Genomic DNA, 23,438 nt, shown 5'->3' with positions numbered 1-23,438 from the left:
CACAGCGATCTGCATCAGTACACCTTTCTGCGGGCAAACTGGCCACCCAGCACGGTGAAGGTGTTTTCCACGATGAACAGCGCCTCAGGGTCCACCGTGAACACCAGTTCCTCCATGCGCTTCAGCTGCACGTTGTTGGTCACGGTCATGACGATTTCCCGGTCGTCGCCGGAATACCCGCCCCGCCCTTGCAGAAAGGTGGCCCCCTGTCCCAGTTCGGAGACCAGGTCGTGCCCGATGCGCCGACTGTGCTCGGAGATGATGAACACCACCTTGCGCTGGTTGAACAGGGCCAGCACGTATTCCAGCGTCACCGCCGCGATGAACACCTGGATCAGCGAGGCGATCACCGTATCCACCGGCATGGAGACAAGGCTGGCGGTGAACAGCACCGCGTTGAAGCCGAAGCCGAACCGTCCGATGCCGAGACCGAAGCGCTTGTGCAGGATGATGGCCGCCACGTCCAGCCCGCCGCCGGACCCCAGCGAACGCAGCATGATGCCGCCGCCAGCCCCGCAGATGACCCCGGAGGCCACGGCGGCGTACAACTGGTCGTGCACGCCGAGGTCCACGTTCTTGAACACTTCCGCGAACAGCGAGGTGGCCAGCATGCCGTACAGGCTGTAGAGCAGGAACCGCCGCCCCACGTGCAGCCAACCCAGCGCGAACAGCGGGATATTGCACAGCAGGTACCATGCCGCCGGTGTCAGCAGGTGGGTGTGGTACCACGCAAGCAGCGCGATGCCGTAGATGCCGCCGGTCAGAAACCCGTGCCGGGCCACGATGCCCTGCGCCCCAAGGGCGAACAGCGCCGACCCCACGGTGAGCAGCAGCAGGTTCCAGCGAATGGAATAGGCCAGTTCCTTGCGGGTGAACATGCAAAACCTCCCTGCCCGGCCCGGTTCCCGAATACCGTGGCCGACATGAAAAAAACAGGGGCACGCCCCGCCATGCGGCAGGCGCGCCCAGCTCGGTCCAGATCACCGCGTACCGCCGTTGCCGTGAAGCCGGGGGCGCGTTGGCCGTGCCTCTACCCCGGATGCGGCACGCGGGCAAGGGCGGCGGCGGGCCGAAATGCGGCGGGCACGCAGCCTGCCGCCCCTGGCGGTGTCCAATCCGGGAAAAACGGCTGCGGTTCCCGCACGTTGCCCCCAGCGCGCGCGGTCGCTGCCACCACGCCGACGCGGGAAGGCCATCCATGCATCTGCCGGGCGCAAGACATGCTGCCGCGCCACGCCGACAGACCGCGGGGCGAGTATGGGCAGCCGGAAAGGCGGGGCAGGCGGGAGACGGTGGGGCGAATTCGCGCACCCGGATGCAGGCCCCGGATGTCAGGCCCTGCTGTCAGGCCGGGATGTCAGCCCGGGATGTCAGGCCGGGATTCAGGCCCGGCTGTCAGGCCCGGTTGCAAGGGCCTGCTTCAGGGCCGGTCGCAGTCCGGCCAGACCAGGCCGGGCACTTCGGTGCGCAGGGTGCGGCACAGGGTGCGGCCATGCTCGACCATGAACAGCGCCTCGTTTTCCAGGCGCAGGCGAAAGCCCGTGGAGTCGATGCGGGCATCCCCCCCCTGGCGGCATATGGCCCCGGTGCCGTCCAGGGTACGCTCCAGCCGCAAGGCGGATTCGTTGGCCCGGCGGAAGGCACTGCGCAGCATTTCCTGCTTGGGGTCGTTCTCCACCAGCAGCAGCCGCTTCATGGCCGCCTCGGACCCCAGGCGCGCATCCCGCACGCTGGCCACATCCCGGTCGATGCGACTGCACACGGGACCGGCGCCGTAGGCATCGGCAAGCTGCGCCCCGGTACGGATGAACTGCTGCACGGCGTCGGCGTCCTGCCCCAGGGTACTGCCCGCCGCGCGGACCACGGGACCGGGCAGCAGCAGGCACACGAGCAATGCGCACGCGGCCAGCGCACGCGTGCGAGGCACAAACCGGACAGCCGGGGGCCTTGCCGCGCCACGCCCCCCTGCCCGGCAGGGAACCCCGTCGGATACGCGGTCCGCACCTTCACGGGGCCAATGTAAAGTTTCGTAAAGAGGCGTGGACATTCAGCCCCTCTATATGCCCCGCCCGGCGAATGCAACCCCCGCTCGGCCAGCTTCGCCTGTCCCGCCTGCTCTGCCTGTTCTGCCTGTCCTGCCAGTTTCGCCTGTCCTGCCTGTCCTGCCAGTTTCGCCTGTCCTGCCTGTCCCGGCGCACGAACGCGCGCGGCGGGGCGGGGCCCGCAAACGCAGCAGCCCCCGGCGTAGGGGCGCCGGGGGCCGTGCGTGAGAATACCTTCGGTGGGAGAGAAACCCGTCTACAAGAGACCTATCAGCATTTTCGTGGCCATGACGATGAGCAGCACGGCGAAGATGCGCTTGAGCTTGGTCACCGGCAGGCTGTGCGCCAGCCGGGCGCCAAGGGGGGCCGTGAGCACGCTGGCGCAGACAATGCCGACCAGGGCGGGGAGGTAAACGAATCCGAAGGTGTTCGCGGGCAGGCCCTGGGTAGCCAGCCCGTTAACTATGTAGCCCACGGTGCCGGACACCGCGATGGGAAAGCCGATGGCGGCGGAGGTGCCGATGGCCGTGTGCATGGCCACGTTGCACCACGCCATGAACGGCACCGACAGCGTGCCGCCGCCGATGCCCACGAGGCTGGACACCCCGCCGATGACGTTGCCCATGCCGAACATGCCCATGGAGCCGGGCAACTCGCGCGAGGCCTTGGGCTTGAGGTTCAGCAGCATCTGCGCCGCCACCCAGTACAGGAAGCAGACGAAGAAGCCCTTGAGAAAACTGGTGGAAAGCTGGGCCACCACCCACGTGCCGATGAGCGTGCCGGTGATGATGCCGGGGGTGATGCGCCACACCACGTTCCACAGCACCGCCCCGCGCTTGTGGTGCGCCCGGAAGCTGGAAATGGAGGTGAACATGATGCTGGCCATGGATGTGCCCAGCGCCAGATGCTGCATGTAGTCGCCCGGAATGTCCTGCAACGCGAAGGCGAAATTGAGCATGGGCACGATGACCAGCCCGCCGCCCACACCGAGCAGCCCGGCCAGAATGCCCGCGATGGCGCCAACGACAAGGTAGAGCGCGAGGGTGAGAATCATGAAAGGCTCTCCGCGTTGCGGGCAGTGTGCGGCCCGCGTGGTTCCGGCCATGGCGCGCGGCGTTCCGCCGGACACCGGTTTGCCGGACGTCGGCTTGCCGGACACCGGTTTGCCGAACACCGGTTTGCCGAACACCGTTTTGGTGGTCCGGCGACTGCCTGCACGGGCAGCCGCCGAACCGGATATCCGTCACAGTGCAAATGCGGTTTTTCGTTTGCTGGCCTTACGGCCAGCACGCGAAACGGCCACTTGCAATCACATGCGCAGGGCGTGGCGGCCAATGGACGCCACATTGGCGCTGCCGGTCAGCACCATGGCCTGCACCAGCTGGCCCTTGATGCTGTCCACCAGCATGGTCACCCCATCCTTCAGGCCGCCCACGGCGGCGATGGAGAAGGGGCGGCCCAGCATCACGGCGTCGGCCCCCAGGGCCAGCATCTTGAACACGTCCACGCCGTCGCGCACGCCGCCGTCGGCCAGAATGGCGATGCGCCCCTTCACCGCGTCGGCGATTTCGGGCAGCACCTCGGCGGTGCCGGGGGCATGGTCGAGCACGCGGCCCCCGTGGTTGGACACCACGATGCCGTCAGCGCCCACTTCCACCGCCAGGCTGGCGTCGATGGTGGTCATGATGCCCTTGAGGATGAACGCCATGCCCCGGGCCTTGACCTTGGCCACGATGCGCGAAAGTTCCGCCGGGGTCTTGGGGCCCACGGGGCGGCCCATCTTGCGCAGGGTCACAAGGCCCGCCGCGTCGATGTCCATGCCAATGGCCGGGCAGCCCAGTTCCAGCGCGCGGTCCAGCTTTTCGTCCAGTTCCGCGCCGTCCCACGGCTTGATGAACGGAATGCCCCGCCCGCCCGCGCCGGTGATGGCCGCGAAACCCGCGTCGATGATGAACGGGGGCACGCCATCGCCGGTGCAGCCGATGATGCCGCGCTCGGCGCAGCCGCCCACCACGGCAGCCGCGTAGTCTTCCTCGCTCACGCCGCCGCCCATGTTGAAGGACACGCCGCCGATGGGCGCTGCCAGCACGGGCATGTCCAGGGCGATGCCGCACACGGTGGTGGTGGTATCGGGCTCCTTCACGTCGTGCACCAGGCGCATGTTCAGGCGCACGGCGGCCAGGGCGTCAAGGTTGGCGGCAAACGTTGCGCCGGTGCCCAGGCCGCCCATGCCGGGCACCTCGCCCGAGCAGGCCTTGCCGTTGCACACCGGGCACACCCTACAGTAGCCCTTCATCAGTTGGCGTGCCTTGTCGCGAACTTCCTTCATCATGTCCCTCCGTTGCCAGGCGAACATGGGCGGCGCGGGCCGTGCCCGCACCGGACGCGGATCGCCCTGGGTGTCGTTGGCGTGGGGCGCTCCGGACATTCCGGCGGTGCCGGATGCGCCGGGGCGCGGGGTGAGTGGTCTTGCCGCTTGCGTGGTCATGCGTGGTTGCCCATGGGGGTCATTCCCCCGACCATTCGAGGGCTATTTCCTCGACGTGCAGAATATGTTCGTGCATGGCCCGAAAGGCCGCCTGGGGGTCGCGCGCCTCCATGGCGGCGAGAATGTTGGCGTGGGTCGCAACGGCCCACTGGCGGCGGTCTTCGGTCTGCAAGGTGAAATCGCGGCTGTCGGTAAGGATGTCGTGCAGGCGGGTCAGCACTTCCTGCACCACCGTATTGCGGGTGGCGCGGGCGATGATCATGTGGAATTCCACGTCGGCGTCGGAGCCTGTGTTGCCGCCGCCGATCTCGGCGATCTGGGCGTCCAGGGCGCGGCGCAGGGCCGCGAGGTCGCCGTCGCTGACGTGTGCCGCGGCCAGCGCGGCGATTTGCGGTTCCAGCAGGCGGCGGAATTCCAGCACCTCGCGCAGTTTGGCGCGGCGCTGCTCGATGATGGCGGCCAGCGGCTCGATGAGCGTTTCTTCCGTGTCGTCCAGCACGTAGGTGCCGTCGCCAAGGCGGCTGGTGACGATGCGCTGCTGCTCCAGCGAACGGATGGCCTCGCGCACGCAATGACGCGAGACCCCGAACAGCTCGGCCAGGCGGCGTTCGGGGGGCAGCTTGTCGCCGGATTTCAGTTCGCCCTTCTCGATGAGGTCGCGGATCTGCCCCACGATTTCCTCGTGCAGGCGGATACGGCGTGCGGGCTTGAAGGCGGGGGTCATCTGCGCTTTCACGCAACGGCCCTCCCGGTGCATGTGGACTGCGCGAACGGTTGCGAAATTGGTACAACCACTCACTGGTTGAACCAATTCACCCGAACACCCTCCCCCTGTCAACGAAAAACCACGCCGGGCGCCCCCTCGCAGGCAACATGATGTGGTTACGCCCGGCTGCGCCAGGATATGAACGGCTGCGCCAGGATGAGCCCGGCTGCGCCAGGATGTGAACGGACAAAAAACGACGCGGCCCCGAAGGACCGCGCATTGCACCTTGACCATGTATCCCCCATGGCAGCAACGCCACGAAAGAGTGCCGTAGCGTCGCAAGAGGGAGTCTTGTTCTCTGGCAGGAAAAAACAGTTTGCCCGCTCTGCGCTTGATGCCCGCAAGGCTCGCAGACTCGCCCAACGGGCACGCTCCGCGCCCTTCGGGTCGGTTAGCCAGAAGCAGAAAGCCCCTTGCGACGCCAGCTACTTCACGCCGCCGATGACCTTCCCCTCCGTAATGAACGAGATGCCCTGCGACGACACGGTGCCGATCATCACCCCCTGGGCCAGGGGCTGCGATACCTGCGCCGCCGCACGCCACACCACGATGAACGCGGGGCCGGAACCGCCCAGGGTGTCCGACTCCTCCACCACGAACTGGGCGGACCCCAGCGGCGGCAACTGGCGCGGCCCGTCCAGATAGCTGCGCACCGTCTGGCCGTGCTCGTCCACGTAGCGCACCTCCATGAGGGTGATGGGCGCGCGCTGGTCGGTGTTGCGCACCGAGAGCATGGTGGTGATGTTCAGGGTGCGGCCCCGGTTTCCGTAAACCACGGAGGAATACACCGGCACGTAGATGGTCTGGCCCACGGTCATTTCCGCGCGGGCCTCGCCGGGCAGGAATGCCAGCGCGGACTGAACCGGCCGAGTGGATGCCGCCCCGTGCTGCGTGGGCACGGGCAGAGCGGCAAGGCCGCAGCACAACGCAAGACAGGCGGTCACGCGCAGGGCGATCCCGCGCATGCGGGCGGCCATGGGGCAAGGCGCGGACACGCGGGTCGACCGGGACAATTGGGACATGGAAACGCTCCTTGCGCCGCCGGTCAGCGGCTTTCCTGCACGTGGTCCAGCGCCTGGCGGAACAGGTGCCGCACGTGGTCGTCGTCCAGGGAATAGAAGGCGTTCTTGCCGTCGCGGCGCACCCGCACCAGCTTGGCCGCGCGCAGCAGGCGCAGCTGGTGTGAAACGGCGGACTGGCTGTGCCCCACCACGGCGGCCAGGTCGCACACGCACAACTCGTCACCGGCCAACGCCTCGAGAATGCGCACCCTGGTACGGTCGCCCAGCAGCCGGAAGGTGGCGGCCAGTTCGGCCATGTCCTCGTCCGGGGCCATGCGGGCGCGCACCCGCGCGATGACGTCGGCATGCTCGCAGTGCTGCTGGCACACCGGGGCTTCGGCAAGGTCAAGGTTGCCCATGCCCGGCGCAACGGCCCTGCCGGGCGCGCATTCGGCCTTGCGGGCACGGGCGCGCCCGGAACGGGATGCGGCACCGGGGCTGGCGAATTGCGTGGCGCCGGGTGCGTCTGGGGCGTCTGGGGCGCCTGGTGCGCCTGGTGCGTCTGGGGCGTCTGGGGCGCTCACCTGTCGCGAACTCCTGCGGCGGCATGCCGCCCGTTGCGGGCCGGGCCCGCAACGCAGGAAATCGCGGCGGGCAACGGCCAATATCAGCAAGGCTACCCGGAACACCGGGGCGACGCAAGGCCCTGCGGCACGGCGCGAAAACGGGCCGAACGCATGCGCCCGGCCCGTTGTGCGTGGTGTATGCAGCGTGTCCGCGCTACGCGGGCGCGCCTTCGCCGCCAGCCAGCGCGGCGGCGGGCATGCCGCCGTCACCCGTCAGGGGCACGTTGCCGATGGCGGCCCCGGTGGCGGCCAGTTCCTCCACCGAGAAGATGCGATTGCCGTCCAGAATGATCACGAAGCCGTCGTTGCGATGCCCCATGCCCTTGATGAAATCCTGCCGCACGGCGGTGCCCATGCGCGGGGCGGGCTCTATGGCGTCGGACGGAATCTCGATGACCTCGCGCACCGAATCCACCAGCGTGCCGATGACGGCGGCCTCGCCCTCAAGCTCGGCCTCGACGATGATGATGCAGGTGTTGACGGTGTCGGTCGTCGGCTCCATGCCGAACTTGCGGCGCAACTCCAGCACGGGCACGGCGCGCCCGCGCAGGTTGATGACCCCGCGCATGAATTCCGGCGTGCGCGGTATGCGCGTGATGGCGGTCAGTTCAAGCACCTCGCGCACGGTGCCGATGTCCAGCGCGAACACCTCTTCGCCAAGGGTGAACGTCAGATACTGACTGGTTTCGTACATGCTCCCTCCCGAAGCAGCCAAGCGCTGGGGGCTGTTTCCAGATTGTTCTTTCGCCTGTTGGCTTCCGAAGCGTGGCCGCTGGCCTAGTCTGCGAGCCCTGCGGACACCGTGCGCAACGAGGGCAAACTTCGCCTGACATTCCTGCTGGCCTTACCCGCAAGCTCGCCTGACGGCCAAGCCCCGGTCAAAGACGACAAGCGCATACCCCTCATGGCAGGCTTGCTTTCCTTGCCCACGAACGAAAACCATCATTCGGAAACAATCGCTAGAAGCGCTCGAACTCACTGTCATCCGCATCGCCATCCATGTCCAGCGCGATATGCCCGCCCTTGCCGGCCACCGCCTTGCGCGGGGCCTGGCCCGCAACGGCGCGGGGCGTCGCCTTGGGCTGTGCCCGGCGCGGGGTGCGCACCAGGCCGTCGTCCAGCGCCGCCACGCGGAAGCGCGAGACGGTGGCCTGCAACTGCTCGGCCTGGCTGGACAGTTCTTCGGACGTGGACGCCATTTCTTCCGAGGCGGAAGCGTTCTGCTGGATCACCTGGTCGAGTTGGGCAATGGCCTTGTTGACCTGTTCCGCGCCCACGTTCTGCTCGTTGCTGGCAGCGGCGATTTCCTGCACCAGTTCGGCGGTGCGGCGGATGCCCGGCACCATCTTGGTCAGCATTGCACCGGCGTGCTCGGCCACGGCCACGCTGGAGGACGACAGATCGCTGATCTCGGCGGCGGCCTGCCCGCTGCGCTCGGCCAGCTTGCGCACTTCCGCCGCCACCACGGCAAACCCCTTGCCGTGTTCACCGGCGCGGGCAGCCTCGATGGCCGCGTTCAGGGCCAGCAGATTGGTCTGGCGGGCGATTTCCTCGATGATGGAAATCTTGGCTGCTATCTCGCGCATGGCGCCCACGGTGTCGCCCACGGCCTTGCCGCCGCCTTCCGCGTCGGTGGCTGCCTGCGTGGCGATGGTTTCCGTCTGGCGGGCGTTTTCCATGTTCTGGCGGATGTTGGCCGCCATTTCTTCCATGGACGAGGAAATTTCCTCAATGGACGCCGCCTGCTCGGTGGCCCCCTGCGACAGGGTTTCGGCCGAGGCGGAAAGCTCCTCGCTGCCGGAGGCCACGTTTTCGGCACCGGAGCGCACCTCGGTGATCACCGAGACAAGGCCGTCCACCATGTCCTTCATGTCGGCGTACACGCCGCGCAGCTTGCCGCTGGCCGCATTGAACGACACGTCCAGGTCGCCTGCGGCAATGCGCCGGGTAACGGCGGCCAGTGCGGCCGGGTCTGCGCCCAACTGGGCCATGACCACCCGGATCAGCAGCCACGCGATGGTCACGCCCGACAGTACCGCCACAAGGGCAATGACGCCGGTCAGCATCTGCGCCTGATCGTTGGATGCCTGCACGCGGGGGCCGATCTCGTTCTGCTCCGCCTCGTAGCTGCTCTGGATGGCGTCGCAGGCCTGGGCGATGGCCGGGCCCAGCTTGGCCAGGCGCTCGTTGTACACCGCGTCGCGCTTCAGGGCCGCGGCGGACATGCGTTCGAACGCCGAAAAATAGTCGGTGCGCTGTTGGTACAGTTCCCGCGCCTTGTCACGCAGCACCGGGTTGCGCACGTCGGCGATCAGGCGGTTGAATGCCTCGCCAACCAGAACGGCCTCCTGCTTGGCCTGTTCCAGCCATTTCACGTCCGTGTCGGCCATCATCTTGACCACGGCCAGACGCAGTTCCAGCATGGCCCGCATGACCGCCTCGGCCCGGGCAGCCCCCACCACGTCGCCTTCGCGCTGGGCGGCTTCCGCCAGTTGGGCAAGGGCCTGCACGCGTTGCGGCCCCATGGTGTTCAAGGTGCGGATTTCGTCCTGGCGCGTCTGGTCGTACTTGTGCAACTCGTCGACGCCAGCGGCGTACTGGGCAAGCGCCTCGGCCACGGTGGCCAGATGCTTGCGGCGTGCCGGGTTCTTCATGTTCTTGTCGGCCTCGTCCAGGCCCTTGGCCAGTTCCGCGCGGGCATCCTCATAGGAACGCAACGCGGCCTCGGACGAGGTGTTCATGAAGCTGAGCACGCCGAGACGCATCTGGAGCATGCTCGACATGATTTCCCCGCTCATCAGCGAGCCGCGGGCCGTGCGCCGGTAGTCCGAGAAGCCCAGCGTGGCGTCCGACAGGGCCTTGTAGGAAATGCCCCCCATGGCAACCAGCAGCACGAGCACAAGGCCGAAACCCAGAATCAGCTTTTTGGCGAGCGTCATGTGTTTCTCCGTCCGGAACGTTGACGTCACGACAGCACGGATGGCGCACCACCACCCCGCGCTGCCGTCTGGCCGGTCCCCAAGGCTACGCCGCCCGAGCACATCTGGCCGGGCACATCCGCCGGTGCATCCTGAAGATGCTCCGGCAGACGCAACCGGGGACGCATCGGAACACGGCGTGCCCCATCCGGCCCATTCAGTGCAACCCAACCCCGTTCTGCCCAGGCGGCACCATGCTGCCTGACCAGCCTAGCCATGCCCCCGCATGCGCGACATGATTTTCACGTTGCCGTCAGCTGTGCGTGGTGCCGCACAACCTGACCGCAAGCTGCACCGCCCGCTCATCGTCGGGCGTTGCCAGCAGTTCTTCGAACAGTTCGCCCGGCAGCACCGCCGGATCGTAGTCCAGCGTGAGCGTGGAGGTGAACACGTCAAACCGCGTCCCGCGCAGCCCCGGCCAGGTTTCCGGCGTCAGGGCGCGCAACTGCGCGGCGGCCGGGTGCCGCAGGACGGCGAGGTCCACCTTGAGCCGCAACCGGCCGGGAGTATGATCGGCAACTTTCAGAAATTTCCTAAGGTCCGCAAGTACACGAGGGTTCATATTTCGTTGCATTCTCCTGTGCTGCACGACGATGCAGGGCACAGCACCCTACGCCGCAGAGTGCGCAGACGCAAGTGAATGCAGGGGAACATGCCGACCCTTCGCCATTTGCCAGCCTATACCCCTACCCATCGCAACGCCACGCCTGCGGCAACGCATCGGCACACGGACAGCACACCGCATCATGCCGGTGCAGTCGCATCCGGTCACGACAGCAACGCACCATCACGACCCGGCGCCCCCTCCCCCTGCCGGAGCGGCACACCCGGCGCACACCGCATTGTCACGACGCATCACGCGAACCGGGCGCGCCACTCCCCGTCGCCAGCGCCGAGGGGGGGGCCAGACGGCGGCGTTGCGCCACCGAGGCCACCTTGCGCAACATGGAATCCATGTCGAAGGGAATCAGGATGTCATCGTCGATGCCGCGCTTCATGCACTGGATGGACAGCCGCACCTGGTCGGGGCGGACCATCAGGATCACCCCCATGTGCGGGGCCAGTCGCCGCGCCGAATCCAGCAGCCCCAGGGGACAGGGTGGCCCTTCGGCACAGCCGAACAGGAACACGCTGAAACCGCCGGTGGCCAGCAGGCGGCGGGCATCGTCCGGCTCGGCCGCCACCACGCAGGCGCTGCCGCCGCCACCCAGCAGTTCTGCCACATGCCGGGCGAAGGACGTATCGGTATCGAACACCAGCACCGAGGTCATCCACATGATGCACCGGTCCCTGTCTTGTTAACCGGTTAGTGTGTTGGCCGTTGCCACGCCGGTCCGCTGCCGCGCCACGTCCGGATGCAAGGTTTCGGGCGCCCTTCTGACCTGTCCGGGCCGGACAGAGATCAGACCGGCCCGAACCTTTTCGCGCCGGGCGGGAAACAACGCCGGAAAGCAGTGCTCACCCGTGCATGCGGAAGCACATCGTGAATTTGTTAGCAATGTCCGTTCCAGCAATAGTTACCCTATGGTTGCGGCATGTTGCCAAATCCACCCCCTGGCATCACCTACCCAAAGGCAGTCACGGGAAGCGGCAGCACACCCGCAGCGCATCATAATGCAACATCTTGCAACACAGACGCCATCACTCTGTTAACGGAGTGGGACCGGGCAAAGCGGGCACACCGGCATGGACGCAGACACGGGCAGGTCGGAGAAAAGAAAGAAGGAAAGGAAGGAAGGAAGGAAGGAAGACAGGAAAAACGGGACGGACAGGCGACAGCGCGGGCCTGAAACGCGGCGAAACCCCGGACCCGCCAACGCCCCTCCCTGTGCCGAGGCCTGGCGGGGCACTGCCTGCTACACCCCGCCCAGCACGGCATTTGCCTTCAGGGTGCCGGCCAGCAGCGCCCCGATGACCGCATCACGTCCTCCCACCACGCCGTCCAGCACGGTGATGCGCTTCCAGGTGAGGTAATCGTAAAATTCCTGTTCAATGCCGCAACAGACCACCACGGCAACGTTTTCCGTCAGGATGATCCGGCACAATTCCTCGGCGGAGGCGTTGGCCAGCACCATGGTGCGCGACCGTGCCAGGCCGCCCTCGCTGTCGATGCGGCCCAGCCACGCCTCGGTGGCCCGATCGAAGCGGGGCGCCACCGCATCGCGGTGCAGGGCCACCAGCACGTTGCCGCGCGTGCCCCCACCGGGCCTGTCCGCCCTGGACGCCACCACGCCATTGTCGTTGCTGCTCATTGATCCAACCCGTACTGGCGCATCTTGCGCCACAATGTGGTTCGCGCCCAGCCCAACGCCATTGCGGCCTCGCCGCGCCGTCCGCGCGCCTGCACCAGCGCCTCCACGATCAGGCGGCGCTCCGTCTCGGCCCACGTGGCCTCCTCCCGGGACACCCCGGCAGAGGGCATGCCCTGGTCAAGAGAACCGGGAGAGCCGGTAGAACCGGGGGGGCCGCCCTGCACCAGATGACCCGGATGACCCGGATGACCCGGATGCCCCGGGTGTCCCGAATGACCTGACAGGCCCGCGCCCGCAACGCCGGAATCCGCCCCGGCCACGCCGCCCCCACGCGGGGCTTGCGCCCCCGCCCCCACCCGCTGGCCAACGGTCGCCACGCCGCCCCCATCGGGGGCATCAGGCTCGCCGCTTTCCTCCAGCAGGTAGCGGGGCAGATGCGGCACGTCCACGTGGGTCTCCTGGCACACGTTGACGCAGTACTCCACGATATTGCGCAATTCCCGCACGTTGCCGGGGTAGGCGTGGCGCAGCAGCACCCGCTCCGCCGCCGGGGAGAACCCGGCCAGCCGCTTGCCGAACATACCCGCGTACACCTTGAGGTAATGCGCCAGAAACAGCGCGATGTCGTCGCCGCGTTCGCGCAGGGGCGGCAGGTGAAAACGCACCACGTTCAGGCGGTACAGCAGATCCTCGCGAAAGCGCCCCTCGCGCACCATGCGCCGCAGGTCGCGGTGGGTGGCGGCCATGATGCGCACGTCCACGTGCACCCCGCGCGTGGAGCCCAGCGGATGGATGATCTTGTCATCCAGGAAGGTCAGCAGTTTGACCTGCAACGGCAGGGGCAGGTCGCCCACTTCGGTGAGGAACAGCGTGCCGTTGTGGGCCAGCCGGAAGCGGCCCGGCTTGTTTTCCGACGCCCCGGTAAAGGCCCCCTTCTGGTGACCGAACAGTTCCGATTCCAGCAGGCTTTCCGGCAGGGCGCCGCAGTTCACCTTGACAAACGGCCCCTTGGCCCGGTTGGAGGCATTGTGCAGGGCCTCGGCCAGCAGATCCTTGCCGGTGCCCGTTTCTCCGGTGACCAGCACCGAGGAATCCGTCTGGGCGATGCCCGGCAACAACCGGAACACCCGCTCCATCTCGGGGCTGTGCCCCAGCATGTCGCCGAAGCCCTGCGGCCACTCCGGCCGGGCCTCTGCCGGGCGGAACAGGCGCAGATCCTCCAGCGTCTCGAAGTAGCCCACCCGGCTGCCGTCGGGGGCGGTCAGCGCGCCGCAGGTCACCCGCACGGGAATGCGCGCCCTGTCGGCGTTGACGATGTCCGCCTCGCGCGCCACGGGGGCCACGGCAGCCGTGGGCGACTTGTCCACCACGTCCAGCGGGCAGCCCCCGGTGCACAGGCTGCATCGAAACACGTAGCGGCACGGCAGGTTCTGGGCCCGGTCGGGCGACATGGCCGTAAGGGCGCAGGCCGCCTGATTCAGGAACACCACCCGCCGCTCGGCGGAAACCAGCGCCAGCGGCAAGGGGATGCGGTCCAGCAGGGTCCGCGCCGCCACAGGCTGATCGAACAGCCCTTGCAGCAGCGGTCCCAGCGCCGCGGCCATGCCCTGTGTCGTCCCTTCGGCCATTCCCTTCCCCTGCCCGCGCGCCGCCCGTTCGCCGCATCGTGCTGCGATACGCAACACGCACGATGCAAAATGTTGCAAAACTTTTCACAACGCTATCCCATGCTCCTTCCCGGAGCAAGCGCCCTCGCACCGAATCCTGACAACATCTTAAAATAACATATAAATAATTACATGTGAATTATGGAACGAAGCTTGCTGCTTCCCTGACACTGAACCGACGCACCGCGAGCGGACACCGCAGTGGACCGTGTCGTCGCCGTCGCCGTTTCCCAAAGAGGAGCATCTTCATGGGGATCAAGACCAGACTGTATCTGCTGCTCGCCTCCGTTCTCGTGGCCCTTGGCGCCATCGTGGCCGCCAGCTGGGTGGGCTCGGCCAAGGTTGAACGGGCGCTGGAGCTGCGCACCCTGGCCGTGGACGCCAACACGGAATTGTTGCAGGCCCGCCGCCAGGAAAAGAACTTTCTCATGCGCAAGGAACAGCAGTGGGCCGACAAGACCCGCAAGCACATCGGCACCGTGGATTCGCTGCTGCAACGCATCGCCGCGGCGGACCCCGGCAATGCCGCCATGTGCGACAAGGGGCGCTCCACCCTGTCCCGCTACAACGCCTCGCTGGACGAAGTGTTCCGCACGGTGACCGAAACCGACGCCATGATACAGGCCGGGCGGGCCGTGGAACCGGCGCTGGCCGACATCCGCAAGGCCTATGAAGAAAAGGCCGATGAAATCTCTGACCTGGTCAATATGGTGAACTCGGTCATCGAGGCAGGCATGGGCGTGCTGATAACCCTGTTCGTGCTGGCCGTGATTTCGGGCATTACCCGGTCGCTGGCCGCGTTGCAGGCCTTCTCGCGCGAGGTGGCGGCAGGCAGGCTGGACGCCACGGCCAGCGGCAGCATGGCGGGCGAATTCGGCCTGCTGCGCGACGACCTGACGGCCATGGTCGGCAGGCTGAAGGAAACCCTGCACGACTGCTCCGCCAAGGGCGACGAGGCCCGCAATCAGGCAGAGCAGGCCCGCGCCGCCATGCAGGCGGCCACCGCGCGCGAACAGGAAGTGAACGCGCTGGTGGAAACCATGCGCCGCGTGGCCGCCGAGGCCGCCGTCATCGTGGGCGACCTTACCGACGCCTCGCAGGAACTGGCCGCCCAGACCCAGCAGGTGTCCGCCGGGGCCGAGGTGCAGCGCGCCCGCATGGCCGAGACGGCCACCGCCATGGATCAGATGAACGCCACGGTCATGGAGATCGCCCGCAACGCCACCCTGGCCGCCGATGCCTCAAAGTCCACCCGCGAAGAAGCCCAGAAGGGGGCGCAGGTGGTGGAGAACGCCGGAAAGTCCATCTCGCGCGTGCATGAAATCGCCACCCGCCTGCGCACCGACATGCAGTCGCTGGGGCGCGACGCCGAATCCATCGGCGAGGTCATCAACGTCATCAACGAAATAGCCGACCAGACCAACCTGCTGGCGCTGAACGCGGCCATCGAGGCGGCCCGCGCCGGTGACGCCGGGCGCGGCTTTGCCGTGGTGGCGGACGAAGTGCGCAAACTGGCCGAAAAGACCACCAACGCCACCAAGGAAGTGGAAATGCGCATCTCGGCCATCCAGACGGCGGCCCAGCGCAACGTGAACAACATGGACACGGCCACCCAGGCCGTGGCCGACGCCACCGGCCTTGCCGACGAATCCGGCGGTGCGCTGCGGCGCATCGTGCAGTTCGCGGACAACACCGCCGGGCAGGTGCAGTCCATCGCCGCCGCCAGCGAAGAGCAGTCGGCGGCGTCGGACCAGATCAGCCGGGCCGTCACCGAGGTCAACGACGTGGCCACCGAATCGGCACGGGGCATGGAGGCGGCAAGCGAGGCCGTGCGCGCCCTGGCGCAGATGGCCCAGCGGCTGCGGGCGATCATCCAGCAGATGGACGGCGGCAAGCGCTGACCGCTGCCGCACGCCACATTCGCAAACGCACCACGGGGCGGGCACATGCGTGCCCGCCCCGTTTCCGTCCTGACGATGGGTATGGCAGGGGCGAAGCCCTGCAGTGCGCCCCCTGACGCTCCCCCCCTGACGACCGCCTGACGACCGCCTGACGTCCGCCTGACGTGCGTTGAACGTGCGCCGGACGCGCGTCTGACGCGCGCCGTGCCCGCACCGGGGAGCCGAAAAGGCAACAGGCCCGGTGCACGGGGCACCGGGCCTGTCCTGCGTCGTCTCGCCTGTTCCGCCGGGGCGGAACCGGGAAGCGGCGGACGCGCACCGCCTGTAGCGTATCGGTCCGGGACTGCCGACTCACCGGGCCGTGCAAGGGCGGATTCGCCGTGTGGAGGCTGGCGATGTGAAAAATACGCGCCGTTCACCAAGAAAACGGCAGGGAGGAGAGGGTGGGGCCAGGGGTGTGGGCGTCCCTGGCCCCGCAGGGCAAGAGGGAGAACCGAACAGGCATGATCGGCGGGGCCGGGAGCACTGGCCCCGTTGTTCTCGTCTCTCAAATCGCCCCCGGCAGGGCGGCGGCCCGCCGTTGGGGGCGTGGGTACTCTCGTCTCTCCATCATGGGGACGCCGTGGCGGCAGTTCCCATGTCGTGGTCGCCGTAACGCCACCCGCTCCGGCTCGTGGCCAAATGCGGCAGGTGCTGCGGCGTGTGCCCGGCTGGCACCTGAACTGTGCAACCAACCAGACACAATTCCTGCTTAGTCGAGTTCCCGGCAGGAGTCCAGCATTTCACCACAGGTTTTTGTGATTTTTTTAGCGAACGATTGCACATTGTTAGAGCATGAAAGCCACTGTCTTTCACAAGAGTGGACACATGCTTTTCCGGCAATTCCTACTCCGCAAGGCGGATGACCACTTCCGCCCCCGGCGAATAGCCCTTCAGTTCCGCCAGCATACCCTTCAGCGCACCGGAAACGATGCGCGCGACAAAGGGATTCAGCCCCAGCTGGTGCCCGTTCACCATCACCGAAAGCGGCCCGTCAATGGAACAACAGTCGCCCGGCACCGCCTGATGGGCCACCACCATGCGGGCGAACCCGGCACAGTCCTGCTGCCCGCAGGCGCCGCAGTCCAGCCCCGGCAGCACGAAGCCGCGCTCTGCCACAAGGTCCGCCAGCGCGTCCACGCTGGACGCGTCGAACCGGGGCAGTCCTTCCGCGCCCACCCCGCCGAAGGTGGCCAGCGCCAGCCCCCTGTCCAGGGCCTGGGCCTCGCCCGCCTCGCGCAGGCACAGCACGCGCGGCAACCAGCCCAGGCTCTTGCCGCCCTCCACCAGCAGCACGTCGGCACACACCAGCGGCAGCAGGTCGGCCAGGTGCCGCCGGGTGGACCAGAACACCGCGCACTCGCCTTCGGCAATGCCGATGACCGTGCGGCCCGGCTTCATCAACCGGGCGGTGTCCGTTTCCGCCTTGTCCAGGTTGTGGTGGGTGTGCTTGGCCACGGCCACGGTCAGGCCGCGCGCCTCCAGCGCGTCGGCCAGCAGGGCGGTGCAGGTGGTCTTGCCCGAATTCTTGAATCCGATGATGCTTACTGCCTTCACGGCGTCCTCCGTATGGCTGGTGCGGTGCGCGGCACGCTCCCGCGCGCTGCTCCGCGTGTGCCCCTTTTGCATTCCATCCTAGCGTTGCCCCGCTTCCGGCACAAGCCGGGGCGGAAAAAAGGAGCGCCGCCCGCGCGTCCCGTTTCCCGATACGGGAACACGGACGCACGGACGGCGCGGGATGCCGCCTTGCGCGATGTCCGGCACCCTGCACATGGCCCATGACCACATGCAGAGCCTGCGGGCACCGCCCGGCGCGAGACAGGCGGGAAACCGCCTCGCGCCCAAGGAGGCAGGGATGACAGGAAAACACCGGCCCGCCGCGCACCGTCGAAAACGCGGCGCGGCGGGCCGGGTTGCAATGCGGTTCTGTGCTACGCGCGCGCCCGGAACAGCCGCGCGAACAGCTGCTTGCGGGTAAGCGGGCCGGATTCCAGTTCCGCCACCGCGTGCTTGAAGTAGCTCTTGGGGTCACGCTGGAACAGGTACACCACGCGCACGTCGTCGGGGTCGCCCAGGACGGCGTTGGGGTACTTCTTCTTCACGGTCTCCAGGCGCTTTTTCGCCATATCCAGCATGTCCTGCTCGTCGCCGAAGTTCATGCACCCGGTGGGGCAGGTCTTCACGCAGGCGGGCAGCAGGCCGTTCTGCACGCGGTCGTTGCACATGTCGCACTTGGACAGCAGGCCGGTGGCCTCGTCCTTGCGCGGGATGTCGTACGGGCAGGCGGAACGCACCATGTCACCATCCACCTTGGCGGTGAGTTCGGTGAAGATGACGGCCCCGGTGGCCTCGTCCTTCAGCACGGCGCCTTCCATGTCCACGTCCGCCTGCCCCTTGCAGGGCGGCTCGACGCAGTGGCGGCACTGTTCCGGAAAGAACAGCCAGTCCATCTTCTTGTCGAACACGCCTTCCTCGAAGCGCACCGTCTTCAGGGTGACGTACGAGAGGTCCGGCGGATTCTGGTGCGAACCGGTGTTGCGGGTTTCCTCGGCGGGCAGGTTCTTCCACTGCTTGCAGGCTATCTGGCAGCCGCGGCAGCCGGTGCAGCGGGTAAGGTCGATGAAGAACAGCTTTCCCATGACTACTTACCTCCCACCTTGCGGATATCGACCATGAACGCCTTGGTCTCGGGGATGCCGGTGTTCGGGTCGCCCGCAGACGGCGTGAGCAGGTTGGCCGTATCGCCGCCGTTCCGGGGCACCATCCAGCCGTAATGCCAGGGCAGGCCCACCATGTGGATTTCCGCACCCATGACCTTGTAGGGCTTGATGCGCTCGGTGACGATGGCCACCGCCTCCAGCGAGCCACGCAGGCTGGAGACCTTGACCCGGTCGCCGTTCTTGATGCCGCGCAGCTTGGCCAGTTCCTTGCTGACTTCTGCGAAGATCTCGGGCTCCGCTTCCACCAGCCAGGCGCAACGGCGGGTCATCAGGCCGGTCTGCCAGTGTTCGGTGACGCGGTAGGTGGTGCCGATGAAGGGGAACTTCGGATCGCACACCGCCGCCTTTTCGCCCTCGATCTTGAAGGCCACCGGGTTGTGCAGCTGCTTCGAGAACGGGTTCTTGGAAACCGGGCACTCCAGCGGTTCGTAGTGCTCGGGGAAGGGGCCTTCCTCGCGCCCGGGGCCGTACAGCGCGCCGAAACCGTGCGTCTGCATGATGAACGGGTGCTTGGTGCCGGGGTCGCCGCCGCCGTCAACCACGTCGCCCACCCACTTGCCGTCCTTCCATTCGATGACGGCCTTGGACGGGTTCCACGGCTTGCCGGTCTTGTCCACGGAAGCGCGGTTGTAGATGATGCGCCGGTTCACCGGCCAGCAGAACGACCAGTTGGGGAACAGGCCGATGCGCGCCTGTTCCGGCGTCTGCGCGGTGTCGCGGCGGGCCATCATGTTGCCCGCATCGGTGAACGACCCGGCATGCAGCCAGTTGCCGGAACAGGTGGAGCCGTCCGCCGTCAGGAAGGCGAACGAGGGCACCTGCTGCCCGGCCTTGAATTGCTTGCCGCCCACTTCCGTGTCCTTCAGGAAGTAGCCGTTCATCAGCTTGGCGGTCTTGGCCGGGGAGAACTCGTTGTGTTCTTCCCAGTCCTTGATGTTCAGCTTCAGGATGGGGTCGGCGTGCACGCCACCTTCCTTGGCGTACAGGTCGCGGATCTTGTGCATCATTTCCAGCATGATGTCGCCGTCGGGCTTGGTCTGGCCCCATGGCTTCGGCCCGCGATAGCGCCACTGCATCCAGCGGCCGGAGTTGGCGACCGAGCCTTCCTTTTCGATGGACACGGCGCACGGCAGGAAGAACACTTCCGTGCCGATTTCCTCCGGCTTCATGCCCGGGCCCTTCCAGAACGAAGAGGTTTCGTTCTCGAAGATGTTGACGTTCACCAGCCAGTCCAGCTTGCCCAGGGCACGCCGGTTCTTGTTGGCGTTGGCGCCGCCGCAGGCGGGGTTCATGCCCCACGCGAAGCAGCCCTTCACGTCGCCCTTGTCCATCTTGTCGAAGATGTTCAGCCAGAAGTAGTAGGTGGCGGGCTTGGACGCATCAAGCCGGGGCATGATGTCGTAGGCGTCCGCCGGGGCAAGGTCGGGGTACAGCGCCTTCAGGTAGCTGGCCATGTACTTGGGCCGGTTCTGCCACCAGTTCACGCTCATGGGATCCTTGGACTGCGGGGTGGCCGCATTGTAGGCGTCGAGCGTGGTCTGCTTGCTGTTGGGCGCGGGGTTGTAGGCGGGCCAGATGTGGGCCAGGAGGCCCTGGTCGGTGGAGCCCTGCACGTTGGATTCGCCGCGCAGCGCGTTGACGCCGCCGCCCGCCACGCCGATGTTGCCCAGCAGAAGCTGGATCATGCACATGGCGCGGATGTTCTGCACGCCCACGGAGTGCTGCGTCCAGCCCATGGCGTACATGATGGTGCCCGCCTTGTCCGGCTTGCCCGTGGCCGCGTAGGCCTTGTAGACCTTCAGGATCAGGTCCTTGGGCGTGCCGGTGATGTCGGCCACCTTGTCCACGGTGTAGCGTTCGTAGTGCTTCTTCAGCAGGTTGATGACGCACCGGGGGTGCTTCAGCGACGGGTCGCGCCTGGGCACGCCGTTCTCGTCAAGTTCGAAGGCCCACTGCGACTTGTCGTACTTGCGCTTGTCCGCGTCGTAGCCGCTGAACAGACCGTCCTTGAACGAGAACTTTTCGCCCACGATGACCGAGGCGTTGGTGTACTCGCGCACGTACTCCTCGAAATACAGCTTGTTCTCGAGGATGTACTTGATGAGGCCGCCAAGGAAGGGGATGTCCGCGCCCGACCGGATGGGGGCGTAGATGTCACACTTGGCGGAAGTGCGCGTGAAGCGCGGGTCCACGTGGATAAGCGTGGCGCCCTTGTCCTGCGCGCGCAGCACCCACTTGAAGGAAATGGGGTGGTTTTCGGCAGCGTTGCTGCCCATGATCAACACACAATCACTGTTCGCAAGATCGTTCCAGTGATTCGTCATAGCACCGCGACCGAACGACTCTGCCAGAGCCGGTACAGTGGGGCTGTGTCAGATCCGCGCCTGGTGTTCGATGAACACCAGGCCGAGGCTTCTGAGGATGACCTGGTAGGCCCAGCATTCCTCGTTGTCCATGGCGGCGGAGCCGAAGGAGGCGATGGCTTCCGTCCGGTTCACCTTTTCACCGGCGGCATTGGCCAGCTGGAAGGATTCGTCGCGGGTCTTCTTAACGCGCTTGGCGATTTCGGTCAGCGCCCAGTCCCATTCCACTTCCTTCCACTCGCCGCTGTTGGGCGCGCGGTACAGGGGCTTGGGCGAGCGGGCGTCATTTTCGCCCAGCTGGAAGATGGACGCGCCCTTGGGGCACAGCGAACCTTCGTTGATCGGATGGTCCGGGTCGCCTTCCACGTTGACGGCGCGGCCCTCGCCATTCTTGGCGGTATGGACGATGAGCCCGCAGCCCACCGCGCAGTAGCAGCAAACCGAGGTGGTCTGCTTTGCCCACTGAAGCTTCTGGAGTTCGGCCCGCGCCACCGAGGGCGCGAGGCTGATCCCCAGCCCGCCGAACGCGCTTGCCAGGGTGGCGCCCGCGCTCAGCTTGAGAAATTGCCTGCGATTGACAGTCATCATGCCTCCTTGCGTACCGGTTGCACCGTTGCCGCAGGGCGCCGTGATGCGGATGCGCCGGTGGCGCACCGCGTTCAGCGCCCCCTGATCTCCCGCCCCTGTTCCACCAGCAGCGCATAGCCCGCGCGGCGGGGCGCGCGATCCACGTCGCGCCTCCACGCCGCATGCGGCCGGACATCGCGCGGCCGCCGCACGGGAATCCATGCCAGCAGTCGGGCGCGCGACGCCACGGGCGCCAGGTCGTGTCCCAGGCCCGAGAACGGCAGCGGAGTTTCCCCCGGCACCTCATGTGTTGCAGGGTATGCGAACATGGTAGTCCCCTTTCCCTGTAAAGGTCCGGCGGCATGCCGGGCCCCTGCCCCCTCCGCGCCGTTCCCGGCGGCGCAAACGAGACATCTTTCCTGTTACAGCAGGGTGTTAGACGTGACCACGCAAGGCGGCAACGGGCGTTTTCCTGCGCACGGTCCTGCACCGGTGCCGGTTTTTTTGTGCCATCATTCGCACCCGTTACATGATGTCAGAAAGCATATAATTACGGTTTGACACCAAGCCGCGCCACACATCACGACAGCGCTACTCTCGCAACATGCCGGAATACAAAAGAGAAGGCCCGCCCCCTGAAAACCGGGCACGGGCCTGAAAATCACGAATCGGGTGTAAAACGGTGACGAAGTGCCAGGGGAGGGACCCGCGAGGGAAAGCTCTGGCCGGGCATTGCCGGGAGGGGGGCTGGATTAGGATCTTCGTTCATTGGCAAGGAAAACGAGCCTGCCATGAGGGAGTATGCCTCAGCCGTTAGGCGAGCTTGCGAGCCTTACGGATGAGGACCGCAGCGCGCTCTTCTCGTATTCGACCGAGCCTTAGCCATTAGGCGAGCGCGCAGCGAGAGTCTTACGGATAAGGACAGCAAAGCCATGGCAGGCTAAGTTTGACCGCGTTGCGCACGATGCCCGTAAGACTCGCGCTACGCGCTCACCTAACGGGCACGCTTCGCGCCCTTCGGGTCGGATGCCAATGGACGAAAAGACAATCCAGCCCCCCCTACGGGCGGGATTCATCCAGTTCCGGCACGTCGGGCACCATGTCGCACAGGTAGCGCACCAGCGTGGCGAACAGGTTCTCTCGCCGGTGGTTGAAGCGGAATTCCAGTTCCTTGAGATACAGCGGAAAGCGCTGGGGCGACACGCCCTTGAAGGCGCGCAGCCGCCCCCCGGCGAACTTCCAGAACTCGCTTTTCGGTTCCGCCTGCCCGTCGGCCCGCCGCCGGATGTACTCGTAGGGCAGCGAATCGTCGCCGCACAGCACCAGCGCGTCGTAGTGGCGATAGGGCGCGGTGTGCACCAGATTGCCCGACCGTTCGATGCGCAGGTGGAAATTGTGGTTGAAGTGGAACACCGTCTCGGCGGACAGGCCGGAGACAAGGTCGATGAACACCCACCCGTTGCGTTCCAGGATGCCGAACACGGGAATGGGCACCTGCCCTCCCCCGCCCCGGGGTTCTCCGGTCAGCTTTTTGCCCTTCAGGTAGCCGCCAAGGCCGGTTTCCGGCCCCAGCAACTGGCGGGCATCGGGCGCGTGGGCCAGGATGGCGAAGCGCGCCGTGGTCACGGCCTTGTAGGCGGCGTTGTACGAAAGGCCCAGTTCGGCGGCCAGGGTGTGCACGGTGGCCTCGCCCGCGTACATGTGCAGCAGGCGCAGCCAGGTCAACGGCGTGAGGTTGCCGTTGTTGATCCAGCGACCGGAAAAGGGATGGAAGGTATACTTGCAGCCCGCGCAGCGCCAGCGCCCGGCGGACAGTTCGTACAGCCGCCCGCCGCCGCAGCGGGGGCAAAAACTGCGCCCGCCCGGCCAGCAGTGTTCCAGCAGGTGGGCAAGGGCCGCCTCTTCCGAGGCAAGGCACGGCTCGTCCGGAACAGGATGCTGTCCTTCCGGGGCAAGCTGCGGCTCTTCGGGCAACGATTCCATATCCTTCTGGTAGCCCAAGTCACCCCGTGCGCGCAATGCGCCTTC

General features: G+C 66.7%; 17 protein-coding genes and 1 pseudogene. 1 reads left to right on the top strand and 17 read right to left on the bottom strand.

The window, feature by feature from the left end:
• Window positions 1-14: 14 nt before the first annotated feature.
• The 13 genes from K6142_RS11200 to K6142_RS11140 all read right to left on the bottom strand — a co-directional run bounded on the left by K6142_RS11200 (window position 15) and on the right by K6142_RS11140 (window position 13,781).
• Window positions 15-878: a YitT family protein gene (locus K6142_RS11200; protein WP_190244414.1), complete on the bottom strand. Its 864-nt coding sequence runs from the start codon at window positions 876-878 to the stop codon at window positions 15-17.
• Between the two features lie 542 nt (window positions 879-1,420).
• Entirely contained in the window at window positions 1,421-1,888 is a 468-nt protein-coding gene (locus tag K6142_RS11195; protein WP_223380848.1) for a hypothetical protein, read from the bottom strand.
• A gap of 410 nt (window positions 1,889-2,298) precedes the next feature.
• Complete coding sequence (locus K6142_RS11190; RefSeq protein WP_190244416.1) at window positions 2,299-3,096, bottom strand: sulfite exporter TauE/SafE family protein; 798 nt, start codon at window positions 3,094-3,096, stop codon at window positions 2,299-2,301.
• 255 nt (window positions 3,097-3,351) lie between these two features.
• A complete protein-coding gene (locus tag K6142_RS11185; protein WP_190244436.1) occupies window positions 3,352-4,371 on the bottom strand; it encodes an alpha-hydroxy-acid oxidizing protein in 1,020 nt (339 codons plus the stop codon).
• Between the two features lie 178 nt (window positions 4,372-4,549).
• Window positions 4,550-5,266, bottom strand: coding sequence for a FadR/GntR family transcriptional regulator (locus tag K6142_RS11180; protein WP_012612344.1), 717 nt, complete (start codon window positions 5,264-5,266; stop codon window positions 4,550-4,552).
• A 455-nt stretch (window positions 5,267-5,721) separates the two neighbouring features.
• On the bottom strand, window positions 5,722-6,318 hold the full coding sequence (locus K6142_RS11175; protein WP_190244417.1) for a DUF3124 domain-containing protein: 597 nt from the start codon (window positions 6,316-6,318) through the stop codon (window positions 5,722-5,724).
• Between the two features lie 23 nt (window positions 6,319-6,341).
• Entirely contained in the window at window positions 6,342-6,881 is a 540-nt protein-coding gene (locus K6142_RS11170; RefSeq protein ID WP_411722706.1) for an ArsR/SmtB family transcription factor, read from the bottom strand.
• A 196-nt stretch (window positions 6,882-7,077) separates the two neighbouring features.
• Window positions 7,078-7,617 carry a chemotaxis protein CheW gene (locus K6142_RS11165; RefSeq protein ID WP_190244418.1) on the bottom strand — a complete coding sequence of 180 codons (540 nt, stop codon included), beginning with the start codon at window positions 7,615-7,617 and terminating at the stop codon, window positions 7,078-7,080.
• 265 nt (window positions 7,618-7,882) lie between these two features.
• A complete protein-coding gene (locus tag K6142_RS11160; protein WP_190244419.1) occupies window positions 7,883-9,862 on the bottom strand; it encodes a methyl-accepting chemotaxis protein in 1,980 nt (659 codons plus the stop codon).
• A 292-nt stretch (window positions 9,863-10,154) separates the two neighbouring features.
• On the bottom strand, window positions 10,155-10,463 hold the full coding sequence (locus K6142_RS11155) for a hypothetical protein (RefSeq protein WP_223290291.1): 309 nt from the start codon (window positions 10,461-10,463) through the stop codon (window positions 10,155-10,157).
• 283 nt (window positions 10,464-10,746) lie between these two features.
• Window positions 10,747-11,178 (bottom strand): histidine kinase, encoded by a 432-nt coding sequence (locus tag K6142_RS11150; protein WP_012612350.1) that lies wholly within the window; start codon window positions 11,176-11,178, stop codon window positions 10,747-10,749.
• Between the two features lie 579 nt (window positions 11,179-11,757).
• On the bottom strand, window positions 11,758-12,153 hold the full coding sequence (locus K6142_RS11145) for a dinitrogenase iron-molybdenum cofactor biosynthesis protein (RefSeq protein WP_190244421.1): 396 nt from the start codon (window positions 12,151-12,153) through the stop codon (window positions 11,758-11,760).
• Entirely contained in the window at window positions 12,150-13,781 is a 1,632-nt protein-coding gene (locus K6142_RS11140; RefSeq protein ID WP_190244422.1) for a sigma-54 interaction domain-containing protein, read from the bottom strand. The genes K6142_RS11145 and K6142_RS11140 overlap by 4 nt, the downstream gene beginning before the upstream one ends.
• 287 nt (window positions 13,782-14,068) lie before the next feature.
• On the opposite strand from K6142_RS11140, the gene K6142_RS11135 reads away from it, so the two are divergent.
• The gene (locus K6142_RS11135) at window positions 14,069-15,721 is read left to right on the top strand and encodes a methyl-accepting chemotaxis protein (protein WP_190244423.1); all 1,653 of its coding nucleotides are present in this window, start codon (window positions 14,069-14,071) and stop codon (window positions 15,719-15,721) included.
• A gap of 885 nt (window positions 15,722-16,606) precedes the next feature.
• On the opposite strand, the pseudogene K6142_RS11130 reads toward K6142_RS11135, so the two are convergent.
• The 4 genes and pseudogenes from K6142_RS11130 to K6142_RS11115 form a co-directional block, all read right to left on the bottom strand.
• Window positions 16,607-17,326 (bottom strand): annotated as a pseudogene (locus tag K6142_RS11130) (molybdopterin-guanine dinucleotide biosynthesis protein MobB); the annotation flags it as partial.
• A gap of 365 nt (window positions 17,327-17,691) precedes the next feature.
• Window positions 17,692-18,399, bottom strand: a complete 708-nt coding sequence (locus K6142_RS11125; protein WP_190244425.1) for a 4Fe-4S dicluster domain-containing protein — start codon at window positions 18,397-18,399, stop codon at window positions 17,692-17,694.
• Window positions 18,400-18,401: 2 nt separating this feature from the next.
• Window positions 18,402-21,428 (bottom strand): formate dehydrogenase-N subunit alpha, encoded by a 3,027-nt coding sequence (fdnG, locus tag K6142_RS11120; protein ID WP_190244426.1) that lies wholly within the window; start codon window positions 21,426-21,428, stop codon window positions 18,402-18,404.
• Between the two features lie 1,041 nt (window positions 21,429-22,469).
• Window positions 22,470-23,393, bottom strand: coding sequence for a transposase (locus K6142_RS11115; RefSeq protein WP_190244438.1), 924 nt, complete (start codon window positions 23,391-23,393; stop codon window positions 22,470-22,472).
• Window positions 23,394-23,438 lie beyond the last annotated feature (45 nt).

This window comes from Nitratidesulfovibrio sp. SRB-5 (genome assembly GCF_019931275.1).
Classification (GTDB): Bacteria; Desulfobacterota; Desulfovibrionia; order Desulfovibrionales; family Desulfovibrionaceae; genus Cupidesulfovibrio.
Note: the sequence above shows the minus strand (reverse complement) of the source record. Positions and strands in the feature narration are given on the sequence as shown.

What these genes read in the sequence shown, in the direction of transcription:
- K6142_RS11155 (WP_223290291.1), bottom strand. Translation starts at nt 10,463, where the DNA reads ATGAACCCTCGTGTACTTGCGGACCTTAGGAAATTTCTGAAAGTTGCC.
- K6142_RS11200 (WP_190244414.1), bottom strand. Translation starts at nt 878, where the DNA reads ATGTTCACCCGCAAGGAACTGGCCTATTCCATTCGCTGGAACCTGCTG.
- K6142_RS11135 (WP_190244423.1), top strand. Translation starts at nt 14,069, where the DNA reads ATGGGGATCAAGACCAGACTGTATCTGCTGCTCGCCTCCGTTCTCGTG.
- K6142_RS11160 (WP_190244419.1), bottom strand. Translation starts at nt 9,862, where the DNA reads ATGACGCTCGCCAAAAAGCTGATTCTGGGTTTCGGCCTTGTGCTCGTG.
- K6142_RS11145 (WP_190244421.1), bottom strand. Translation starts at nt 12,153, where the DNA reads ATGAGCAGCAACGACAATGGCGTGGTGGCGTCCAGGGCGGACAGGCCC.
- K6142_RS11175 (WP_190244417.1), bottom strand. Translation starts at nt 6,318, where the DNA reads ATGTCCCAATTGTCCCGGTCGACCCGCGTGTCCGCGCCTTGCCCCATG.
- K6142_RS11150 (WP_012612350.1), bottom strand. Translation starts at nt 11,178, where the DNA reads ATGTGGATGACCTCGGTGCTGGTGTTCGATACCGATACGTCCTTCGCC.
- K6142_RS11185 (WP_190244436.1), bottom strand. Translation starts at nt 4,371, where the DNA reads ATGAAGGAAGTTCGCGACAAGGCACGCCAACTGATGAAGGGCTACTGT.
- K6142_RS11125 (WP_190244425.1), bottom strand. Translation starts at nt 18,399, where the DNA reads ATGGGAAAGCTGTTCTTCATCGACCTTACCCGCTGCACCGGCTGCCGC.
- K6142_RS11165 (WP_190244418.1), bottom strand. Translation starts at nt 7,617, where the DNA reads ATGTACGAAACCAGTCAGTATCTGACGTTCACCCTTGGCGAAGAGGTG.
- K6142_RS11140 (WP_190244422.1), bottom strand. Translation starts at nt 13,781, where the DNA reads ATGGCCGAAGGGACGACACAGGGCATGGCCGCGGCGCTGGGACCGCTG.
- K6142_RS11190 (WP_190244416.1), bottom strand. Translation starts at nt 3,096, where the DNA reads ATGATTCTCACCCTCGCGCTCTACCTTGTCGTTGGCGCCATCGCGGGC.
- K6142_RS11115 (WP_190244438.1), bottom strand. Translation starts at nt 23,393, where the DNA reads ATGGAATCGTTGCCCGAAGAGCCGCAGCTTGCCCCGGAAGGACAGCAT.